We start from the raw sequence: 18656 nt of genomic DNA, 5'->3' as shown, positions 1-18656 counted from the left end.
TACGGAAGAGGGCGCCGGGGTGCGGTGAACCGCGAGGGACCAGGGCGTGGACGGGGTGTTGACCAGCGGGAAGATCGGTGGATAATTTTGTTCTACGGATTGTTGATTCCGTAGAGCGGAAAACGGGAGGGTGTGGGATGGGTCAGGGCCGGCAGGAGAAGGTGGCGACGAGCCTCGCGGGCGCGGTCAGCGAGGAGATCAGCGCCTCCCTCGCGCCGGTCGACGCCGAACTGGAGCGGAACTACCCGGGAGACCCCGGCACCCGTCAGCCCGTCCACACCGTCTACGTCCCTGGTGACGTATTTGCGGCCGACACCATCCGTTCCTGGGGCGACCGGGCGCTGGCCACCCTCGACGAACACGCTCCCGACGCGGCCTCCTTCGCCGCCGTCCTCGGTCTGAGTGACGAACTCGCCGAGCCCGTGTACGCGCGCGTGCGTGCCAAGTTGGAGCGCGAGCCGATCGAGGACCTGCGCGTCGACTTCGAGGACGGCTACGGCCCCCGCCCGGACGCCGAGGAGGACGAGGCGGCCGCCCGCGCGGCCCGGCTGATCGCCGAGGCGTACGCGAACGGCACGGCGGCCCCCTACATGGGCATCCGCATGAAGTGCATGGAGGCCGCCGTGCGTGACCGGGGCATCCGCACTCTCGACATCTTCCTCACCGGCCTGATCGAGGCCGGCGGCCTGCCCGACGGGCTCGTGCTGACCCTGCCCAAGGTGACGTACCCCGAGCAGGTCACCGCGATGGTGCGGCTCCTGGAGGCTTTCGAGAAGGCGCACGGCCTCGAGCCCGGCCGGATCGGATTCGAGATCCAGATCGAGACCAGCCAGTCCATCCTCGCTGCCGACGGCACCGCCACCGTGGCCCGCATGATCCAAGCCGCCGAGGGCCGCGCCACCGGCCTGCACTACGGCACCTTCGACTACAGCGCCTGCCTCGGCGTCTCCGCCGCCCACCAGGCCAGCGACCACCCGGCCGCCGACCACGCCAAGGCGGTCATGCAGGTCGCGGCGGCGGGCACGGGCGTACGCGTCTCGGACGGCTCCACCAACGTCCTGCCGGTCGGCCCGACGGAGAAGGTGCACGACGCCTGGCGGCTGCACTACGGCCTCACCCGGCGCGCCCTGGCCCGCGCCTACTATCAGGGCTGGGACATGCACCCCGCCCACATCCCCACCCGGTACGCGGCCGTCTTCGCCTTCTACCGCGAGGGCTTCGAACAGGCGGCGGCCCGGCTCGCCCGCTACGCCAACCGTGCCGGCGGCGACGTCATGGACGAGCCCGCGACCGCCAAGGCCCTCAGCGGCTACCTGCTGCGCGGCCTCGACTGCGGCGCGCTGGACCTCGCCGAGGTGACCGCCGCGACCGGGCTGACCCGGGCCGACCTGGAGGGCTTCGCGGCGCCGAGGCGGGGCGACCTGACGGCATCCGCCAAGTAGCGGGGCCGCCGCGGCCATCAGCCGCCGACCCCGGTCTCGGGCCGGCTCGAGGACGCCGGCGTGGGCATCGTCCGGCGAGCCTCGACAAGGTCCTGGGCCGCCAGGCCGCCGCCCGGGAACTTCGCACCCGCACCAACGCCGACGCATCCGCACCGGTCGGCTGCGGATGCGGCGCGAGGCCCGTGCGGCGGCCCGGGTGCGCCACCCCGGAGTCGTTGCCGTGCACGCCATGGCCGCGGTGGCGGCAAGCGGGGGTGCGAGCGGATCCACGCGTGGTGGACGGCGGCGACATCGGCGTCCACGTCGGCGACGTCTACGTAGAGGGCGGCGACAACGGCGCTCCGGTTCCCGGACTCCCGGTCTGCTGCGGCCGTACGAACCTCTCCAGACCGGACGCCGTCACCAGCTTCTCCTCCACGAGCAGCCGCGTGCCCCGCGCGCACAGCGCGGCGTCGGCGCGGGCCCGGGCGCAGAAGTCCTCTGCGGTGACGCCGAACAGCTTCCGTAATCGGGCCGAGTCCAGCAGGAGTTTGGTGATCAGCTCACGCTGGCCGGGATGCCTGCGCGGGGCGCCGGTGCCGTCGTGCAGGACGCCGTGGCGGTTGACGTAGACGTACGCGCCGGGGAGTGGCCGGCCCGTCTCCAGCTCGATGCGCACCTCGGGCCCGGGCAGCCACGCGCGGTCGTAGTTGCCGCCCGGCACCGGCACTCCCTCGCTCGCGTCGACGACGGCGAGCTGCTCGGCGTCCAGCCAGATGACGAACAACTCCCGTACGGCTCCCGGAGCGTGGAACGGCGACGCGGAGACGTACCCCATGCGGCTGACGTGCGCGGAGACCCCGACGTCGATGCCCGTGACCCGCGTCCGCACCATCGGGATGGGCGAGGTGATCCCGGACTGGGCCATCTTGTGGCGGAGTTGGCCTGGGCAGGCGTTGGAGCCGACGGCCAGCACCGGGGTGCGGTCGTCGTGGGTGAGGTCCTCCAGCGGCAGCAGCCGGTCGCCGTCGAGGAGCCCCGAGCTCTCGGGCCAGGCGCCGGGATAGGCCAGTGGGTGGTCGCGCGGCGCCTCGGCCAGCCCCAGGTTCTCCAGGGTGCGGTCGTCCACGGGCCACTCAGTCCGCCGGCGGCAGCTCGCCCGAGCCGCGGGTGATCAGACGGGTCGGCAACTCGATGCGCTCCGGGACGATCAGGGAGCCGTCCAGCTGGCGGAAGAGCCGATCGGCGGCGGTGCGGCCGAGGGCCGCCGCGTCCTGGGCGACGACGGTGAGGCCCGGATGGAGCAGGTCGGCGAGCTCGATGTCGTCGAAGCCGACGAGGGCCACGCGGCGGGTCTGCTCGGCGAGGACACGGATCACCGTGACGGTCACCCGGTTGTTGCCCGCGAAGACCGCGGTCACGGGGGAGGGGCCGGAGAGCATGTCCGCGGCCGCCTTGCGCACCCGCTGCGGGTCGGTGACGCCCAGGGACATCCAGGAGTCCGCCACGGGTATGCCCGCGTCCTCCATGGCGGCCCGGTAGCCGCGCAGCCGCTCGGCCGCCGTGTGGATACGCGGCATGTCGCCGATGAAGCCGATCCGGCGGTGGCCGTGGGCGATCAGGTGGGCGACGCCGTCGCGGGCACCGCCGTAGTTGTCCGACAGGACGACATCGGCGTCGATCTTCCCGGCCGGCCGGTCGACGAAGACCGTCGCGACGCCCGCTCTGATCTCCGGCTCCAGATAGCGGTGGTCGTCGCCCGCCGGGATGATGACCAGCCCGTCCACCCGGCGCGCGCACAGCGCCAGCGCCAGCTCCTGCTCGCGGTCGGGGTCCTCCGCGCTGGAGCCGTTGATCAGCAGGGCGCCGTGGGCGCGGGCCACCTCCTCGACCGAGCGGCTGAGGGGGCCGTAGAACGGGTCGGCGAGGTCCTCCAGGACCAGGCCGATGCTCGCGGTGCGGCCCTTGCGCAGCACCCGCGCGCTGTCGTTGCGGCGGAAGCCCAGGGACTCGATGGCCTCGTGGACGCGGCGCTCCGTCTCCGGGGTGACACCCTGCTCACCGTTGACGACACGAGAGACCGTTTTCAGTCCTACCCCGGCTCGTGCGGCCACGTCCTTCATGGTCGGACGGTTGCCGTAGCGGTTCTCGGATCGGCGGGGCGTGTCGGGCACGGTGCGGTGTCCTGTCCTGTCGGCCACGGGGGATGCGTCGGTCCACGGGCATGTATGAGGATGTGGCTTCGAGCATAGGGCCTGGACAACGTTGTCAGGTGCGGGAGAGACTGTCCACCACAATCTACGGCCCACGTCCCCCACCGCTGGACCGGCCAGCCCTTTTCCACGGGGAGATCCCACACTGATGCACACCGACCTCGTGGCCGCGCTCGACATCGGCGGCACCAAGATCGCCGGAGCGCTGGTCGACGGCCACGGCACGATCCTGGTGCGCGCGCAGCGCCCGACGCCCGCGCAGGAGGACGGCGACACCGTGATGAGGGCCGTCGAGGAGGTGCTCGTCGAACTGAGCGCGGCGCCGCTGTGGGAGCGCGCGGACGCCATAGGCATAGGCAGCGCGGGCCCGGTGGACGCCTCCGCCGGCACGGTGAGCCCGGTGAACGTGCCGGGCTGGCGCGACTTCCCGCTCGTCGAGCGGGTCCGGGCCGCCGTCGGAGACCTGCCCGTCGAGCTCATCGGCGACGGCGTGGCGATCACGGCGGCCGAACATTGGCAGGGCGCCGCCCGTGGCCACGCCAACGCGCTGTGCATGGTGGTCTCCACCGGCGTCGGCGGCGGGCTGGTCCTCAACGGTCAGCTCCACCCGGGCCCCACCGGCAACGCGGGCCACATCGGCCACATCAGCGTGGACCTGGACGGCGACCCGTGCCCGTGCGGTGCGCGCGGGTGCGTGGAGCGCATCGCCAGCGGCCCCAACATCGCCCGCCGTGCCCTGGAGAACGGCTGGCGTCCCGGGCCCGACGGTGACGTCTCCGCCGCCGCGGTGGCCGCCGCCGCCCAGGCCGGAGACCCGGTCGCGGTGGCCTCCTTCGAGCGGGCGGCGCAGGCCCTGGCCGCCGGAATCGCGGCCACCGCGACGCTCGTCGAGATCGACATCGCCGTCGTCGGCGGGGGAGTGGGCAAGGCGGGGGACGTGCTCTTCGCACCGCTGCGCAAGGCCCTCGGCGACTACGCGACCCTCTCCTTCGTGCAGCGTCTGACCGTGGCGCCGGCCCAGATGGGCACGGACGCAGGGCTGGTGGGAGCGGCCGCGGCCGCGCTGGCGGGGATGTCGGGTACGACGGCGGCGGGAGTCTGAGGCGCTGGTTGCGGGAACGTCGACGCGGGGCCGCCGGCCCTGCGCGGCGGTCCCGGGGCGCGCCGTCCGAGGCATGGGCGTGACCCCGTACCCCCTTGCGTAGTTGAGCGGGGCATGAAGAAGCGCAGCATGCTCGCCCTCGCCTCCCTCGCCACCGGATTCGTGGTTGCCGCGATCACCCCGTCCCACGGGGCGGGCGCCGATGACCTCGGTGACCTGAACACGGGGGACAGCGTCAGCACCCCCGACCACACCGCCGCCGGCGCCGGCCTGGACGTCCACAAGGACACCTCGGGGCAGAGCGACTGAGGGTCGCGGCAGGCGGCCAGGGGGCCTGTATCTCGGATCAGGCCGACTTCTGTATACGGCGCCGGTGCCCCGTTCCAGGGGCGTCGGCGCCTCCGTACATGCACCCTCAACTGGAGCTGGTTTCCGTGGCAGGGTGGAGCGGGCAAGCCACAGGGGGCCAACAGAAGAGGGGGAACCGTGATCGTCTGGATCAACGGTGCGTTCGGTGCGGGGAAGACCACCACCGCACGGGAACTGATCGAACTGATCCCGAACAGCACGCTCTTCGACCCCGAGGTCATCGGCGCGGCACTCACGCACCTGCTGCCGCCCAAACACCTCGCCGAGGTCGGCGACTTCCAGGACCTGCCGATCTGGCGACGGCTCGTGATCGACACCGCGGCCGCGATGCTCGCCGAACTCGGTGGCACCCTGGTGGTGCCGATGACCCTGCTGCGCCAGGAGTACCGCGACGAGATCTTCGGCGGCCTCGCCGCCCGCCGGATCGCCGTGCGCCATGTGCTCCTCGCCCCGGCGGAAACGATCCTGCGCGAGCGAATAGCCAGGCGGGAGATCCCGCCGGACCTGCCCGACGGGGAGATGCGGGTACGCCAGTGGTCGTACGACCACATCGAGCCGTACCGCACCGCCCTCGCCTCCTGGCTCACCGCCGACGCGCACCCCGTCGACACCAGTGCTCTCACCCCGTACGAGACGGCCGTCCGTATCGCCGAGGCTGTCGGCAGCGGTGCCGTGGCCACCTGCGACATCGTGCAGACCCCGGAGCCGACGGCCGAGACGATCGCCGCCGGGGTGCTGCTCTTCGACGAACAGGACCGGGTGCTGCTCGTCGACCCGACCTACAAGGCCGGCTGGGAGTTTCCCGGCGGTGTCGTCGAACCCGGTGAGGCCCCCGCGCGGGCGGGCGTGCGCGAGGTGGCGGAGGAGACCGGGATACGCCTCGACGACCTGCCCCGCCTGCTCGTCGTCGACTGGGAGCGGCCGGTACCGCCCGGCTTCGGCGGTCTGCGCCTCCTCTTCGACGGCGGACGCCTCGACTCCGCCCGGGCCGCCGGGCTGCTGCTGCCCGGACCCGAACTGCGCGAGTGGCGCTTCGTCACCGAACAGGAGGCCGCCGACCTGCTCCCGCCCGTCCGCTACGAACGCCTGCGCTGGGCCCTGCGCGCGAAGGAACGCGGGGCGGCGCTGTATCTGGAGGCGGGCACACCGATCGGCGGCTGACGCCCGACGGGATGAACCGTCGGGCGGTCCGGAGCGCCTCGAACGGGTAAGGCGTCAGTCTGCTCTCCTGCTCACGCTGCTGGATGACCGCGCGCCGTCGGCGCACGCGCGGACGAAGGCCTCGCGGTCGTCGCGGCCGTAGCCATACAGGGCAATGACCAGCCAGTTCACCAAGTGGACGGTGTTGTAGGCGCGGTCGAAGAAGGCGCGCTCGTGCGGAGAGGGCCCCTCACTGTGTGCAGAGGGCCCTCTGCTGCGGGCAGCGCGGATCAGCCGCCCGCGTAGTTGCGCAGGAACAAAGCCTCCGCCACCGACAGCCGCTCCAGCTCCTCGGGTGACACGCTCTCGTTCACCGCGTGGATCTGCGCCTCCGGCTCGCTCAGGCCGATGAGGAGGATCTCCGCGCGCGGGTAGAGCGACGCCAGGGTGTTGCACAGGGGGATGGAGCCGCCCTGGCCGGCGTACTGCATCTCCTGACCCGGATACGCCACCGCCATCGCCTCGGCCATCGCCGCGTACGCCGGGCTGGTCGTGTCGGCGCTGAACGCCTGCCCCTGACCGATCTGCTCCGTCCGCACCCGCGCACCCCACGGCGTGTGCGCCTCCAGGTGGGCCCGGAGCAGCTTCGTCGCCTCGATCGCGTCGACGCCCGGCGGCACTCGCAGGCTCACCAGCGCGCGGGCGCCCGCCTGCACGGAGGGGGTCGCGCCGACGACCGGCGGACAGTCGATGCCGAGGACTGTGACGGCCGGGCGGGCCCAGATGCGGTCGGCGACCGTGCCGGACCCGATCAGTCCGACGCCGTCGAGCACCTTGGCGTCCTTGCGGAACTGCTCCTCGTCGTACTGGAGTCCGTCCCAGTGGGATTCGGGGGCGAGCCCGTCGACCGTCGTCGAACCGTCCTCGGCGCGCAGCGAGTCCAGTACGCGGATCAGCGCGGCCAGCGCGTCCGGCGCGGCGCCGCCGAACTGGCCCGAGTGCAGGTTGCCTTCGAGCGTGTCGACCTGCACGCGGACCAGAGTCATGCCGCGCAGGGTGGAGGTGACGGTCGGCAGGCCCACGCGGAAGTTGCCCGCGTCGCCGATGACGATCGTGTCGGCCTCCAGAAGGTCCGGGTGCTCCTCGGCGTACCGCTCCAGGCCGCCCGTGCCCATCTCCTCCGAACCCTCGGCGATCACCTTGACGTGCACCGGGACGCCGCCGTTCGCCTTCAGTGCGCGCAGGGCGAGCAGGTGCATGATGACGCCGCCCTTGCAGTCGGCGGCCCCGCGGCCGTACCAGCGGCCGTCGCGCTCGGTCAGCTCGAAGGGCGGGGTGGTCCACGCGGCCTCGTCCAGCGGCGGCTGCACGTCGTAGTGGGCGTAGAGGAGGACGGTCTTCGCGCCCTCCGGGCCGGGCAGGTAGCCGTACACCGACTGCGTGCCGTCGGGGGTGTCGAGCAGGGCCACGTCCGCGAAACCCTCGGCGCGCAGGGCGTCGGCGACCCAGTTCGCGGCGCCCTCGCTCTCGCTCTTGGGGAACTGGTCGAAGTCCGCCACCGACTTGAAGGCCACCAGCTCGGTGAGCTCCGCCTTCGCCCTGGGCATCAGCGAGGCGACGGTCTCGGCGACCGGATTCGACGACATGGGCACGCTCCTCGTAGGTGCGACGTTGTACTTGTGAGTACGGATGATCGTGTCAGCGTATGCGCACTTGTGTGTGCAGGGCACATACGCTGCTGATCCTCCCACAGCGGCCTGCGGCGACAGCGGCCGTAGGATGCGGGTGACAGGTGCGGCAGCGGCTTGATCGGGAGCAGTAGACCATCGTGAGCAGCGAGAACTCTTCAGCGGACGACGTGCGGCAGGTGTGGGACGTCGTCGTGGTGGGCGCGGGACCCGCGGGGGCCTCGGCAGCCTATGCGGCGGCGGTCGCGGGGCGCCGCGTTCTGTTGCTGGAGAAAGCGGAGCTGCCCCGCTACAAGACGTGCGGCGGCGGCATCATCGGCCCGTCGCGCGATTCTCTGCCGCCCGGCTTCGAGCTGCCGCTGCGGGACCGTGTGCACGCGGTGACCTTCTCGAACAACGGCCGTTTCACCCGTACCCGCCGCTCCAGGCGGATACTGTTCGGGCTGATCAACCGGCCCGAGTTCGACCAGCAGCTGGTCGAGCACGCGCAGAAGGCGGGCGCCGAACTGCGTACGGGCGTCACCGTGCAGCGGGTGGAGCAGCACGGGTCGGCCGTGCCGGATCGGCGTACGGTCGCCGTCGTGCTGCAGGGCGGCGAGACGCTCTTCGCGCGGGCGGTCGTCGGCGCGGACGGCAGCGCCAGCCGCATAGGGGCGCACGTCGGGGTGAAGCTCGACCAGGTGGACCTCGGCCTGGAGGCGGAGATCCCGGTGCCGGACACGGTCGCCGAGGACTGGCAGGGGCGGGTCCTCATCGACTGGGGGCCGATGCCCGGCAGCTACGGCTGGGTGTTCCCCAAGGGGGACACGCTGACGGTCGGTGTGATCTCGGCCCGCGGTGAAGGCGCGGCGACCAAGCGCTACTTGGAGGACTTCATCGCCCGGCTCGGCCTCGCCGGCTTCGAACCGAGCGTCTCCTCCGGCCACTTGACCCGCTGCCGGGCGGACGACTCGCCGCTGTCGCGCGGGCGGGTCCTCGTGTGTGGAGACGCGGCGGGGCTCCTTGAGCCGTGGACGCGCGAGGGCATCTCGTTCGCGCTGCGCTCGGGGCGGCTCGCGGGGGAGTGGGCGGTCCGGATCGCCGAGGCGCACGACGCCGTGGACGCACGCCGACAGGCCCTGAACTACGCGTTCGCGATCAAGGCAGGGCTGGGTGTGGAGATGAGCGTCGGCAAGCGGCTGCTGTCGGCGTTCGAGCGGCGGCCCGGTGTCTTCCACGCGGCTCTTACGGGGTTCCGGCCCGCCTGGCGGGCGTTCACGGACATCACGCGGGGTGCGACGTCGTTGGGTGAGCTGGTGCGCAGCCACCCCTTCGCCCAGCGCGCCCTGACCGCGCTGGACCGCCGGCCCGCGGCGGCGGCCGCGGGCGCCTCGGACGGTGGGGTCGCCGAGGTCCGCGAGGCCGGCGAGGCCGGTTCCTGATGCTGGTTCAGCTCTTGACGCTGATGCGGAAGACCGGGTGGTCCGGGGCGATCCGGCGCAGCTCGTCGTCGGGGGAGTCGGGGCCGACTCCGTTGAAGAAGACGCCGACCTCGGCCTTCCAGCGCTTGAGGTAGGCGCGCAGCAGCGGGACCTTGTCGTCGTCGGTGACCTCGGTCGCGGTGAACGTGTCCACGTTCTTGCCGAGGCGCAGTTCGCCGCCGCCCGCCGCGCGCATGTTGTGTGTCCACTGGACGTGACCGCGGGGGGCGACCAGGTACTGCAGGCCGTCCACCGTCAGGAGGTTCACGGGGGTGGTCCGCCACTCGCCGCTCTTGCGGCCGCGGACCGCCAGGACCCGGGAGCCCCAGACGCTGATGCCGCGGCGGGTCATCCACGCCACGGCACGGTTGAAGACGTTGACGGTGAACCAGCCGGGCTTCTTGACGTGCGTGGACATGGCAACTTCCTCCTGGAAGTCCTGGGCGCGCTGAGGGCCCGGGATGCGGACTTTGTGAGCAGTGCTCTCGCTTGAGAACAGTCTGCTGTAGATCGGTGATCCAAAGCAAGAGCACCGCTCTCTTTTTGGGGCGGTGCTCTTGAATGTGTTCGCCGCTCTTGAATGTGTGCACTGCTCCAAATACGTGGGACACTCGCTCCTATGAGCAACAGCGCACGCGGCACCACGCACGGAGCGACGAGCGGCGCCCGAGCCCGCGCCAGGATCGAAGTGACCGCGGCCATCAAGGACGAGGCGCGCAGACAGCTCGCCGCGGAGGGTGCCGCCAAGCTCTCGCTGCGGGCCGTGGCCCGCGAGCTCGGGATGGTCTCCTCCGCGCTGTACCGCTACTTCCCCAGCCGTGACGACCTGCTCACCGCACTCATCATCGACGCCTACAACTCCCTTGGCCAGAGCGCGGAGGCGGCGGAGGCCACGGTCGCCGAGGCCGGTCCGGTACAACGGTGGACCACGGTCTGCGAGGCCGCGCGCGGGTGGGCGATCGCGCACCCGCACGAGTACGCGCTGATCTACGGATCGCCGGTACCGGGATACTCCGCGCCCGAGACGACCGTCCCGGCCGCCGCCCGCGTCGGCGCCGTCCTCATCGGCATCGTGCGGGACGCGCACCGGGGACTCGGCGTGGCCAAGCCGCCGCTGCCGGCCGAGCTGCGCGCCGAGGCCGAGCGGATGGCGGCCGACCTCGCGCCCGATCTGCCCCCAGGGGTGGTCACGGCACTCGTCGCGGCCTGGGCGCAGCTGTTCGGGCTGATCGGGTTCGAGCTGTTCGGGCAGTTCAACCGGGTCGTGGAGGACCGGGAGCCGTTCTTCCGGCACGCCGTGACCCAGCTCGCGCACGGTGTGGGGCTGGTGTACCCGCAGCAGGGGCGGGCTGACTGAGCGCTCCGCTGGAAGCGCGGTCACGAACCTGCGGGCCGGTGGGGGCTGGTCGCGCCCACGCGGCGGAGCCGCATATCGACACAGCCCCGCGCCCCTTACCGGGGCGCGATACCGCACCGGACTTCGTCAAGGTTGCTGAGGACCTGTCTTAGGCCGTCTTGGGTTGTCTTGGGTCCGGATTGCTCAGGCGCATTTCGTCCGGGCTGTACCAAGGGCCCCGGGTAGGGCAGTGCGCAAGCCGGGGCACGGGACGTACTCCGCGGGGAGTACGCGTGATCGCCCCGCCCGGTGGACGCCCGCCGCGGTTCGCGGCGTCTAGCGTGGCGGGCATGGACGAGCAGCGCGTACCCGGCGGTGGCCCGCCCCAGTGGCGGCGGCACGGGCCGTCGTGGGGGAACCTCCGGGACGGCGGCGACTGGGGCGCCCGGTGGCCGTGGCGCTCCACCGTGCTGGTCACCGTGTTCGTGCTCATCGGGTCGAACTTCGCGGCCCACGCGCAGGAGGGCGGGCGGGCCTCACTCGACGTCTTCGCACGCGTGTTGCTGTTCGCGGGCGCGGGCCTGCTGCTGTGGCGGAAGCGGTATCCGGTGGTCGTCGCGTTCGGCACGGCTGCGGCCGCGATGGTCTACCTGGGCGCCGGATACGCCTACGGGCCGGTCTTCCTGACCGTCGCAGTGGCGTGCTTCAGCGCGGTCGTCGCGGGGCACCGCTGGGCCGCCTGGTCGGCGGCGGGGATGCTCTGGGCCGGGCATGTGCTGGTGGCGCACTGGCTCTACCGGTGGCTGCCGCCGTCCGGTGACTCGTCCGCCTCCTGGTGGCAGGAGGTCGGCGCCGCCACCTGGGTGGTGGCGATCGTGGCGCTGTCCGAGCTGGCCCGGGTACGACGTGAGCAGTGGGCCCGGGAACGGGCCGAGCGCGCGCAGGCCGCGCGGCGGCGCGCCGACGAGGAGCGGCTGCGGATCGCCCGGGAGCTGCACGACGTCCTCGCGCACAGCATCTCCGTGATCAACGTGCAGGCGGGCGTTGGCCTGGCGCTCCTCGACACGGACCCGGAGCAGGCGCGCACGGCGCTCACGACCATCAAGGCCGCGAGCAAAGAGGCGCTCGGGGAGGTCCGTCAGGTGCTCGACACATTGCGTACACCGGGTGACGCGCCGCGCACGCCGGCGCCCGGCCTCGGGAGGCTGCCCGAGCTGGTGGAACAGGCGGCGGGCGCGGGCCTCACGGTCGAGGTCGAGGGGCAGCCTCCAGGGCTTCCGCCCGGCGCGGACCTCGCCGCGTTCCGCATCGTCCAGGAGGCCCTCACCAACGTCGTACGGCACTCGGGTTCGCGGCACGCGCGCGTGCACCTCGAGTACGGGGGAGGGGCGCTGCGCCTGTGCATCGACGACGACGGGCCCGCGACCGGCGCCGACGTGGGAGGCAGTGGCAACGGCCTGGCCGGAATGCGGGAGCGGGCGGCCGCGCTGGGTGGCACGATCGAGGCGGGGCCGCGCCCGGACGGCGGCTTCCGGGTGCTCGCCGTACTGCCGCTGAAGGCCGAGGAGGACCGGTGATCCGTGTACTGCTCGCTGACGACCAGTCCCTGGTCCGGGCCGGTTTCCGGGCGTTGCTCGACGCGCAGTCGGACATCGAGGTGGCCGGGGAGGCCGCCGACGGCGAGGAGGCGCTGCACGCGGTGCGTGAACTGCGCCCCGACGTCGTCCTGATGGACATCCGCATGCCCCGCCTCGACGGCCTGGCCGCGACCCGCGGCATCACCGGCGACCCCGGCCTGACGGACGTCAAGGTGGTCATGCTGACCACCTTCGAGCTCGACGAGTACGTCTTCGAGGCGATTCGCTCGGGCGCCTCCGGCTTCCTGGTCAAGGACACCGAGCCCGACGAACTCCTGCGCGCTGTAAGGGCAGTGGTCGAGGGTGACGCGCTGCTCTCGCCGGGCGTGACGCGCCGGCTGATCGCCGAGTTCGCGGCCCGCTCGAAGGAGCCCGCGGCCGCCGACGCCCTCGACCGGCTCACCGAGCGGGAACGCGAGGTGATGGCCCTGGTCGGCATCGGCCTGTCCAACGAGGAGATCGCCCGCCGTCTGGTCGTCAGTCCGCTGACCGCGAAGACCCATGTGAGCCGCACGATGGTGAAGCTGGGCGCGCGTGACCGGGCCCAACTGGTCGTGCTGGCCTACGAGTCGGGGCTGGTGCGGCCGGGTTGGCTGGGCTGAGGTCCCTACCGGACATCGTCGTCGGCACCGGGGACGGCCCGGCCCCGGAAGCGGAGCAGCACACCGACCACGCGGGCGGCGAAGAGCACGGGCGCGAGTACGAGCGCAGTGCGCAGCAGCAGCGTCTCCACCGCACCCGGCAGTTCGAACAGCAGCGCAGGACCGGCGACCGCGCCGGAGACGACCGCCGCCGCGAACGCCGCGCTGCACAGCGCGTATCCGATCTCGACGGTGATCGCGTCCCGCTCCGCCTGGGTGCGCCGTCCCCCGTGACCAGTCATGCCGTGAGTCAAACAGGCGTGTGCCCGGCGGGGCAAGCAACCCCGCCGGGCCCACGCACTACTGGAGGCGGCGCCCCCTGAGCAGCCTTGACGAAGTCCGGTGCGGTATCGCGCCCCGTAAGGGGCGCTGGGCTGTGTCGATCTGCGGCTCCGCCGCGTGGGCGCGACCAGCCCCCACCGGCCCGCGGGTTCGTGACCGCGCTTCCGGCGGAGCGCTCAGTCGCGGACCGCAACGCGCTCCGCATCCGCCTCCTTCACGGTGGACTTGGCGACCACGACGGTCTGCTGCGCATGCGGGCGCACGCGTCGCAGGCCGGTGAGCGTGATCAGGAGTCCGGCGAGGGCGATACCCGTGACGACCACGAGCCCGGGGCGGTAGCTGTCCAGCACTGCCTGCGGATCGGCTTCGGCGGGGGTGTGCGCGGTGACGACCGCTGTCACGACGGCCAGGAAGATCGCGCCACCCACCTGCACCGAGGTGTTGAGCAGACCGGAGACCATGCCCTGCTCGTGGTCCTCGACGCCGTTGGTGGCCTGGATGTTGAGCGAGGGGAAGACCAGTGCGCAGGCCGCGCCGATCAGCAGCATGCTCGGCAGGATCACGGCCGCGTACACCGGGTCGAGGTCGACGCGCAGGAACAGCCCGTACCCGACGACCATGAGCGCGAAGCCCACGGCGATCAGCCGCTGCGTACCGAACCGGTCGACGATCGCGCCGACCTTGCTCGACGACATCGCCACCAGCGCGCCGGCCGGCAGGAACGCGAGCGCGGTGTGCAGCGCCGACCAGCCGAGCAGCGACTGCATGTACAGCGTGACCAGGAACTGGAAGCCGACGTACGACCCGAAGAAGGCCATCGCGCCGAGCTGGGCGCGGATCTGGCTGCCGGAGCGCAGCACGCCGAGCCGGATCAGCGGCCCCGGCGAGCGCCGCTCGACCAGGACGAAGACGGTCAGCAGGGCGGCGACGGCGAGGAAGGACAGCAGCGTGCGGGCCGATGCCCAGCCGGCCTCCGGTGCCTGGACGACGGTGAAGACCAGCAGCAGCATCGAGGCGGTGCCGAGGACGGCGCCGGGGATGTCGTAGCCCTGGTGGTCCTTCTCGCGTTCGCTGCGCGGCAGCAGCCGCAGTCCCGCCGCCAGCGCGACCAGGGCGATGGGCGCGGGCAGCAGCATGGTGAGGCGCCAGCTGGCCTCGGTGAGCAGGCCGGACAGCACCAGGCCCATGGAGAAGCCGGTGGCGGCGCAGGTGGTGTAGATGGACAGGGCACGGTTGCGCAGCGGGCCCTCGGGGAAGGTCGTCGTGATGATCGACAGGCCGGCCGGTGCCGTGAAGGCCGCGCTCAGGCCCTTGATGAAGCGGCTGGCGATCAGCAGTGGGCCCGAGTCGACGAGGCCGCCGAGCAGGGACGCCAGCGCGAACACACCCAGGGCCACCAGGAAGACCTGGCGCCGCCCCAGCAGGTCGGCGGTCCGGCCGCCGAGGAGCAGCAGGCCGCCGTAACCCAGGATGTAGCCGCTGACGATCCATTGCAGCGTCGAGGTCGACAGGTGGAGGTCGGAGCCGATGGACGGCAGGGCGACGCCGACCATCGACACGTCCAGCGCGTCCAGGAACATGGCGGCGCACAGCACCAGCAGGGTGCCCCACAGCCGCGGGGTCCAGCGTCCGTCGGACGCAGGAGTGGTGAGCGGAGAGGTCATGACGCCGAGACTACATGCGCATGCATCGAATGCAAGTGCATTTAATTCCGATGCAACAATCCCGTTTCTCTGCTACGGTGCCGACATGGCGGCGAAGAAGGCCGAGCAGGCGCTCGTGGATCAGTGGCGGGACATCCTGGCGCTCCATGCGCGCACCCAGTGCGAGCTCGACCGCGCCCTGCATCAACACGGCCTGTGCGCCAGCGACTTCGAGGTGCTGGAGGTGCTGTCCGAAGGGGCGGCGGCGGACGGCTCCTGCACCTACCGCGTTCAGGAGATCGCCGAGCGGGTCCATCTCAGCCAGAGCGCGCTGTCGCGGCTGATCGCCCGCCTGGAGAAGGACGGTCTCGTCGAGCGGGCCATGTGTCCGGAGGACCGACGGGGCGTGCGCGTGGCCCTCACCACCCAGGGCCGCGACCTGCACGGCGAGGTGCGGCCGGTGCAGCGCGCCGTGCTGACGCGGATGCTGGCGGACGGCCCCGCCGACTGACGCCCGCCGCCGTCGGCCTTCGGTGTCCGACGGTCAGTTGATCGCCGACTTCTCCCGCCACAGCGCGGCCAGCGACGCGTCCCCGGTCACGCTCGGCATCGGCCGCCGGTTCCACAGCGCCAGGTACAACTGCTCGGCCGTACCCGCCAGTTCGCACTCCGCGGTCCCCGTCTCGTCCCGCGTGGTCACGGGCGGTTCCGTCGACAGCCGTACGGTCCACACCGCGTCCGTGTCCGTCGCGCGCACCCGCAGTACGCGCGGAGCCTCGGTGCGGACCCGGCTCTTGGGCCGGGCGTGGAAGCCGCGCAGGAGCTCGTCGATGCCGTCCGCCGCGAAGTCCACGGCGACCGGGCCCGGGGTGCCGCCGAGCGCCGACTCCGCGTCGTAGCGGTGGACGGCCGTCTCGTGGGCCTGCCGGCGGGCCCAGAAGAACAGGGGGGAGGGCGCGGGCGCGGGGTGGAAGGTCCAGGCCGCCGTGTCGGGCGGCGCCGCGGTCAGGGTGTCGACGAGGAGGCGGTGGCTGTCGCGGTACCAGGCCAGGAGTTCGGCGCCGTCGAGGTCCGGAGCATCGTCGAGGGGCCGGGGCGCCGTGTGTCCCTCGGCGACGAAGGAGGCGGCCCAGCAGTGCACCGCTCCCGTGTGCCGCAGCAGGTCCCGCACCTGCCACCCCGGGCAGGTCGGCACCTTGGCGTCGACCCCCGCCGCCTCGGCGGCCGCGGCCAGCGACCGTCCCTCTCGGTCGAGGAAACCAATGAACTCGGCAGTTTGCATGGGGCGAGTGTGCCCGACGGAGTGCGGTCGAAGGCAAGCCGGGTACGGCCGCTGGTGGTTGCCCGGTGGCGGCTGTGTGTCGTGTGGTGGGTCCGAGGAGGGGTGGCGGTGCGGGCGAGGGCGGTGAGCGGTGGCGTGAGCAGGCCGGTCCGTGGGGTGAGTGTGCCGGGTGGAGTGCCGTGGAAGGCGGGATTGGTACGGCTGCCTGTGGCTACTCGGTGGCGGTTGCCCGCCGCGTGGTGAATCCGATGAGGGCGGCCACGCCGGCCAGTGCCGCGACGCTGGTGAGGGCGGTGGGCAGGGAGAACCAGTCGGCCATGAACCCGATGGCGGGCGGTCCGAGGAGCATGCCGCCGTAACCGAGTGTGGAGACGGTCGCGACGCCGGCCGGTCCGGCGAGGCTGCCGGCGTGCTCGACCGCGATCGGGAAGAGGTTGGCGAGACCGATCCCCGTGACGGCGAAGCCGAGCAGAGCCGCCCACGCGGACGGGGCGAGGGAGCCGACCAGCATGCCGACGGAGGCGACGGTGCCGCCCGCGACCACGGTGCGGGTGCGGCCCAGCCGCACGAGCAGCGCCGTACCCGACAGCCGTCCGGCCGTCATCGCGAGCGCGAAGCAGGAGTACCCCACCGCCGCGATCCCCGGCGAGGTGTCCAGGTCCTCTTTGAGGTGCAGGGCGCCCCAGTCGGCCATGGCTCCTTCGCCGTACGTCGTGCAGAGGGCGATCAGGCCGAGGACGGCGACCAGTCCCCGGATGCGGGTGTCCGGCCGGCGGGTGCCGTCCCGGCTGCCGGGGCGTGCGTCGTCCGGCGGCGTAGGGGGCTCGTGGCGCAGGAGCGTGCGCCCCGCGACAGCGGTCACCAGCAGGCCCGTGAGTGTGAGGCCGAGCAGGTGGCGGGTGGGCGAGAGCGAGGCCGCGACCAGACCGCCAAGACCCGCGCCGACCATGCCGCCCAGGCTGAAGGCCGCATGGAAGCTGGGCATCACCGGCCGTCGCAGCGCGGCGACCAGGTCTACGGCGGCGCTGTTGAAGGCGACGTTGATCCCGCCGTACGCGGCACCGAAGACCAGCAGTACGGCGCCGAGTGCCGGTGCGGAGTGCGTGAGCGGGGGCAGGGCGACACTCAGCGAGAGCAGGACGGCGCAGACGACGGTGACCTGATGGTTGCCGTAGCGGCGGCAGAGGCGGCCGGTGAGCGTCATGGTGATGACTGCGCCGGCGGAGACGCCGAGGAGGGCGAGGCCGAGCGTGCTGGGTGATGCGTCGGTCTGTTCCTTGATCGCGGGGATGCGGACGACCCAGCCGGCGAAGATGAAGCCGTCGAGGGCGAAGAAGACGGTGATGGCGATGCGGAGCCGGGTCAGGTCGTGGCCCGGCACGGCGTTGTGCGTTCGGGCTTTGTTTATTAGCGGCACAAATTCAGGCTAGGTGTCGGTCGGTGGCTGGGCAAGGGAGTCGACGGGCGGCCCGCCGCTCCACGCCGCCCCGAGACCCCCGAGACTGCAAGGCCCCGAGGTGCACGATGTGGTGCGCAATTTGACATTAGCTTCCCTTATGGAAGATAAAGAAGGTGCTTTGGGCATCGGTTCACGCAGTGTGACCTTCGAGGCCTGACAGTCGAAGATCGTCTACGCGAATGAGAAACCGTGTCCCACACCGCCGCCCCGGACCAGCCGACCGCCGACCCCGCAGGGGAGTGGCGGGAATGGTGTGCCGAGCGGCGGCGGTCGCTCACCGCGCCGACCGGCAACCTCGCCCTCGTCGAGACCCGCTGGCTCCCGGCCGGTGAGCGGTCCGACCTCGATGCGGCCCGTGCCGGACAGTCGGAGCACGTCACCGTCACCCCGGTCGAGCGTACCGACCTCGTCACCGGCGAGCCCGAGTACGGCCTGCGCTTCTGGGACGCCCGGTCGCCGGCCATCCAGCACTTCGAGCGCACCGACGTCTTCCCGTACGACCCGGCGTGGGTCCTGGAGGCCGCGTACACCCCGGTGCCGGGCGCGCGGAAGGTCGCCTTCGAGCACATCCGGGACAACGGCGGCAGCCGTGACCTCGTCGTACCCGGTGACATCACCCTCACCGTGGACGGCCGCGCCTACACGCTGAGCGCCTTCGACGACGACGGCACCCTCCTGCTGGTCTTCGGCGACCCCACCAACGGCGACAGCACCTACGGTGCCGGGCGCTTCCTCTTCGTGCAGCGCACCCCCGACGACGGCCGCGTCGTCCTCGACTTCAACCGCGCCTTCGTGCCGCCCTGCGGATTCTCCGACCAGTACAACTGTCCGATGCCGCCGCGGCAGAACCGCTTCCACCTGCCCGTCGAGGCGGGCGAGAAGCTTCCCGTTTTCCGCGACGGCTTCCTCGCGCAGCACTGATCACCGCTCCGGTGCCCGGCTGCTCCGGCGACCGGGCACTCCGGCTTCTCACTTTCCCGCAT

The 18656-nt window shown here is 72.1% G+C and carries 18 protein-coding genes; 10 read left to right on the top strand and 8 right to left on the bottom strand.

All coding sequences use genetic code 11. From position 1 onward, the window contains the following. Window positions 1-137: 137 nt before the first annotated feature. On the top strand, window positions 138-1442 hold the full coding sequence (locus tag ABT114_RS11715; protein ID WP_351141221.1) for a DUF6986 family protein: 1305 nt from the start codon (window positions 138-140) through the stop codon (window positions 1440-1442). Between the two features lie 313 nt (window positions 1443-1755). On the opposite strand, the gene ABT114_RS11710 is transcribed toward ABT114_RS11715, so the two are convergent. Together ABT114_RS11710 and ABT114_RS11705 are read right to left on the bottom strand one after the other, a co-directional pair. Beyond that, the gene (locus tag ABT114_RS11710) at window positions 1756-2550 is read right to left on the bottom strand and encodes a hypothetical protein (RefSeq protein ID WP_351141219.1); all 795 of its coding nucleotides are present in this window, start codon (window positions 2548-2550) and stop codon (window positions 1756-1758) included. Between the two features lie 7 nt (window positions 2551-2557). Continuing rightward, window positions 2558-3622 (bottom strand): LacI family DNA-binding transcriptional regulator, encoded by a 1065-nt coding sequence (locus ABT114_RS11705; RefSeq protein ID WP_351141217.1) that lies wholly within the window; start codon window positions 3620-3622, stop codon window positions 2558-2560. 160 nt (window positions 3623-3782) lie between these two features. Here ABT114_RS11705 and ABT114_RS11700 point away from each other — a divergent pair, with 160 nt between their 5' ends. From ABT114_RS11700 to ABT114_RS11690, 3 genes are all read left to right on the top strand, one after another. Then, window positions 3783-4736, top strand: a complete 954-nt coding sequence (locus ABT114_RS11700; protein ID WP_351141215.1) for an ROK family protein — start codon at window positions 3783-3785, stop codon at window positions 4734-4736. Between the two features lie 114 nt (window positions 4737-4850). Further along, a complete protein-coding gene (locus ABT114_RS11695; protein ID WP_351141213.1) occupies window positions 4851-5045 on the top strand; it encodes a hypothetical protein in 195 nt (64 codons plus the stop codon). A gap of 177 nt (window positions 5046-5222) precedes the next feature. Further along, a complete protein-coding gene (locus ABT114_RS11690; RefSeq protein WP_351141211.1) occupies window positions 5223-6266 on the top strand; it encodes an NUDIX hydrolase in 1044 nt (347 codons plus the stop codon). A gap of 269 nt (window positions 6267-6535) precedes the next feature. Here the strand turns inward: ABT114_RS11690 and ABT114_RS11685 are convergent, their stop codons facing one another. Beyond that, window positions 6536-7891 carry a dipeptidase gene (locus tag ABT114_RS11685; protein WP_351141209.1) on the bottom strand — a complete coding sequence of 452 codons (1356 nt, stop codon included), beginning with the start codon at window positions 7889-7891 and terminating at the stop codon, window positions 6536-6538. 182 nt (window positions 7892-8073) lie between these two features. Between ABT114_RS11685 and ABT114_RS11680 the strand changes: the two genes are divergently transcribed. Further along, complete coding sequence (locus ABT114_RS11680) at window positions 8074-9354, top strand: geranylgeranyl reductase family protein (protein ID WP_351141207.1); 1281 nt, start codon at window positions 8074-8076, stop codon at window positions 9352-9354. 7 nt (window positions 9355-9361) lie between these two features. Here the strand turns inward: ABT114_RS11680 and ABT114_RS11675 are convergent, their stop codons facing one another. Beyond that, window positions 9362-9811: a nitroreductase family deazaflavin-dependent oxidoreductase gene (locus tag ABT114_RS11675; protein WP_351141206.1), complete on the bottom strand. Its 450-nt coding sequence runs from the start codon at window positions 9809-9811 to the stop codon at window positions 9362-9364. A gap of 201 nt (window positions 9812-10012) precedes the next feature. Here ABT114_RS11675 and ABT114_RS11670 point away from each other — a divergent pair, with 201 nt between their 5' ends. The 3 genes from ABT114_RS11670 to ABT114_RS11660 all read left to right on the top strand — a co-directional run bounded on the left by ABT114_RS11670 (window position 10013) and on the right by ABT114_RS11660 (window position 12968). Further along, window positions 10013-10750 (top strand): TetR/AcrR family transcriptional regulator, encoded by a 738-nt coding sequence (locus ABT114_RS11670; protein WP_351141204.1) that lies wholly within the window; start codon window positions 10013-10015, stop codon window positions 10748-10750. A 329-nt stretch (window positions 10751-11079) separates the two neighbouring features. After that, the gene (locus ABT114_RS11665) at window positions 11080-12306 is read left to right on the top strand and encodes a sensor histidine kinase (RefSeq protein ID WP_351141202.1); all 1227 of its coding nucleotides are present in this window, start codon (window positions 11080-11082) and stop codon (window positions 12304-12306) included. Continuing rightward, window positions 12303-12968 (top strand): response regulator transcription factor, encoded by a 666-nt coding sequence (locus tag ABT114_RS11660; RefSeq protein WP_351141200.1) that lies wholly within the window; start codon window positions 12303-12305, stop codon window positions 12966-12968. The genes ABT114_RS11665 and ABT114_RS11660 overlap by 4 nt, the downstream gene beginning before the upstream one ends. Before the next feature lie 5 nt (window positions 12969-12973). Here the strand turns inward: ABT114_RS11660 and ABT114_RS11655 are convergent, their stop codons facing one another. Together ABT114_RS11655 and ABT114_RS11650 are read right to left on the bottom strand one after the other, a co-directional pair. Continuing rightward, window positions 12974-13249, bottom strand: a complete 276-nt coding sequence (locus ABT114_RS11655) for a DUF6332 family protein (protein ID WP_351141198.1) — start codon at window positions 13247-13249, stop codon at window positions 12974-12976. Between the two features lie 216 nt (window positions 13250-13465). Beyond that, complete coding sequence (locus ABT114_RS11650; protein WP_351141196.1) at window positions 13466-14953, bottom strand: MFS transporter; 1488 nt, start codon at window positions 14951-14953, stop codon at window positions 13466-13468. An 85-nt stretch (window positions 14954-15038) separates the two neighbouring features. Here ABT114_RS11650 and ABT114_RS11645 point away from each other — a divergent pair, with 85 nt between their 5' ends. Continuing rightward, complete coding sequence (locus ABT114_RS11645; protein ID WP_351141194.1) at window positions 15039-15443, top strand: MarR family winged helix-turn-helix transcriptional regulator; 405 nt, start codon at window positions 15039-15041, stop codon at window positions 15441-15443. A 33-nt stretch (window positions 15444-15476) separates the two neighbouring features. Here the strand turns inward: ABT114_RS11645 and ABT114_RS11640 are convergent, their stop codons facing one another. Continuing rightward, on the bottom strand, window positions 15477-16214 hold the full coding sequence (locus tag ABT114_RS11640) for a maleylpyruvate isomerase family mycothiol-dependent enzyme (RefSeq protein ID WP_351141192.1): 738 nt from the start codon (window positions 16212-16214) through the stop codon (window positions 15477-15479). A 211-nt stretch (window positions 16215-16425) separates the two neighbouring features. Next, window positions 16426-17595 carry an MFS transporter gene (locus tag ABT114_RS11635; RefSeq protein WP_351141190.1) on the bottom strand — a complete coding sequence of 390 codons (1170 nt, stop codon included), beginning with the start codon at window positions 17593-17595 and terminating at the stop codon, window positions 16426-16428. 267 nt (window positions 17596-17862) lie between these two features. On the opposite strand from ABT114_RS11635, the gene ABT114_RS11630 reads away from it, so the two are divergent. Continuing rightward, window positions 17863-18594 carry a DUF1684 domain-containing protein gene (locus tag ABT114_RS11630; protein WP_351141188.1) on the top strand — a complete coding sequence of 244 codons (732 nt, stop codon included), beginning with the start codon at window positions 17863-17865 and terminating at the stop codon, window positions 18592-18594. Window positions 18595-18656: the final 62 nt, after the last annotated feature.

This window comes from Streptomyces sp. NPDC002088 (assembly GCF_040296605.1).
In the GTDB taxonomy this organism is placed as follows: Bacteria; Actinomycetota; Actinomycetes; order Streptomycetales; family Streptomycetaceae; genus Streptomyces.
The sequence above is the reverse complement of the archived record's forward strand: the minus strand, read 5'-3'. Positions and strand labels throughout refer to the sequence as shown.

What these genes read in the sequence shown, in the direction of transcription:
- ABT114_RS11685 (WP_351141209.1), bottom strand. Translation starts at nt 7,891, where the DNA reads ATGTCGTCGAATCCGGTCGCCGAGACCGTCGCCTCGCTGATGCCCAGG.
- ABT114_RS11715 (WP_351141221.1), top strand. Translation starts at nt 138, where the DNA reads ATGGGTCAGGGCCGGCAGGAGAAGGTGGCGACGAGCCTCGCGGGCGCG.
- ABT114_RS11650 (WP_351141196.1), bottom strand. Translation starts at nt 14,953, where the DNA reads ATGACCTCTCCGCTCACCACTCCTGCGTCCGACGGACGCTGGACCCCG.
- ABT114_RS11645 (WP_351141194.1), top strand. Translation starts at nt 15,039, where the DNA reads ATGGCGGCGAAGAAGGCCGAGCAGGCGCTCGTGGATCAGTGGCGGGAC.
- ABT114_RS11670 (WP_351141204.1), top strand. Translation starts at nt 10,013, where the DNA reads ATGAGCAACAGCGCACGCGGCACCACGCACGGAGCGACGAGCGGCGCC.
- ABT114_RS11640 (WP_351141192.1), bottom strand. Translation starts at nt 16,214, where the DNA reads ATGCAAACTGCCGAGTTCATTGGTTTCCTCGACCGAGAGGGACGGTCG.
- ABT114_RS11700 (WP_351141215.1), top strand. Translation starts at nt 3,783, where the DNA reads ATGCACACCGACCTCGTGGCCGCGCTCGACATCGGCGGCACCAAGATC.
- ABT114_RS11695 (WP_351141213.1), top strand. Translation starts at nt 4,851, where the DNA reads ATGAAGAAGCGCAGCATGCTCGCCCTCGCCTCCCTCGCCACCGGATTC.
- ABT114_RS11655 (WP_351141198.1), bottom strand. Translation starts at nt 13,249, where the DNA reads ATGACTGGTCACGGGGGACGGCGCACCCAGGCGGAGCGGGACGCGATC.
- ABT114_RS11665 (WP_351141202.1), top strand. Translation starts at nt 11,080, where the DNA reads ATGGACGAGCAGCGCGTACCCGGCGGTGGCCCGCCCCAGTGGCGGCGG.
- ABT114_RS11675 (WP_351141206.1), bottom strand. Translation starts at nt 9,811, where the DNA reads ATGTCCACGCACGTCAAGAAGCCCGGCTGGTTCACCGTCAACGTCTTC.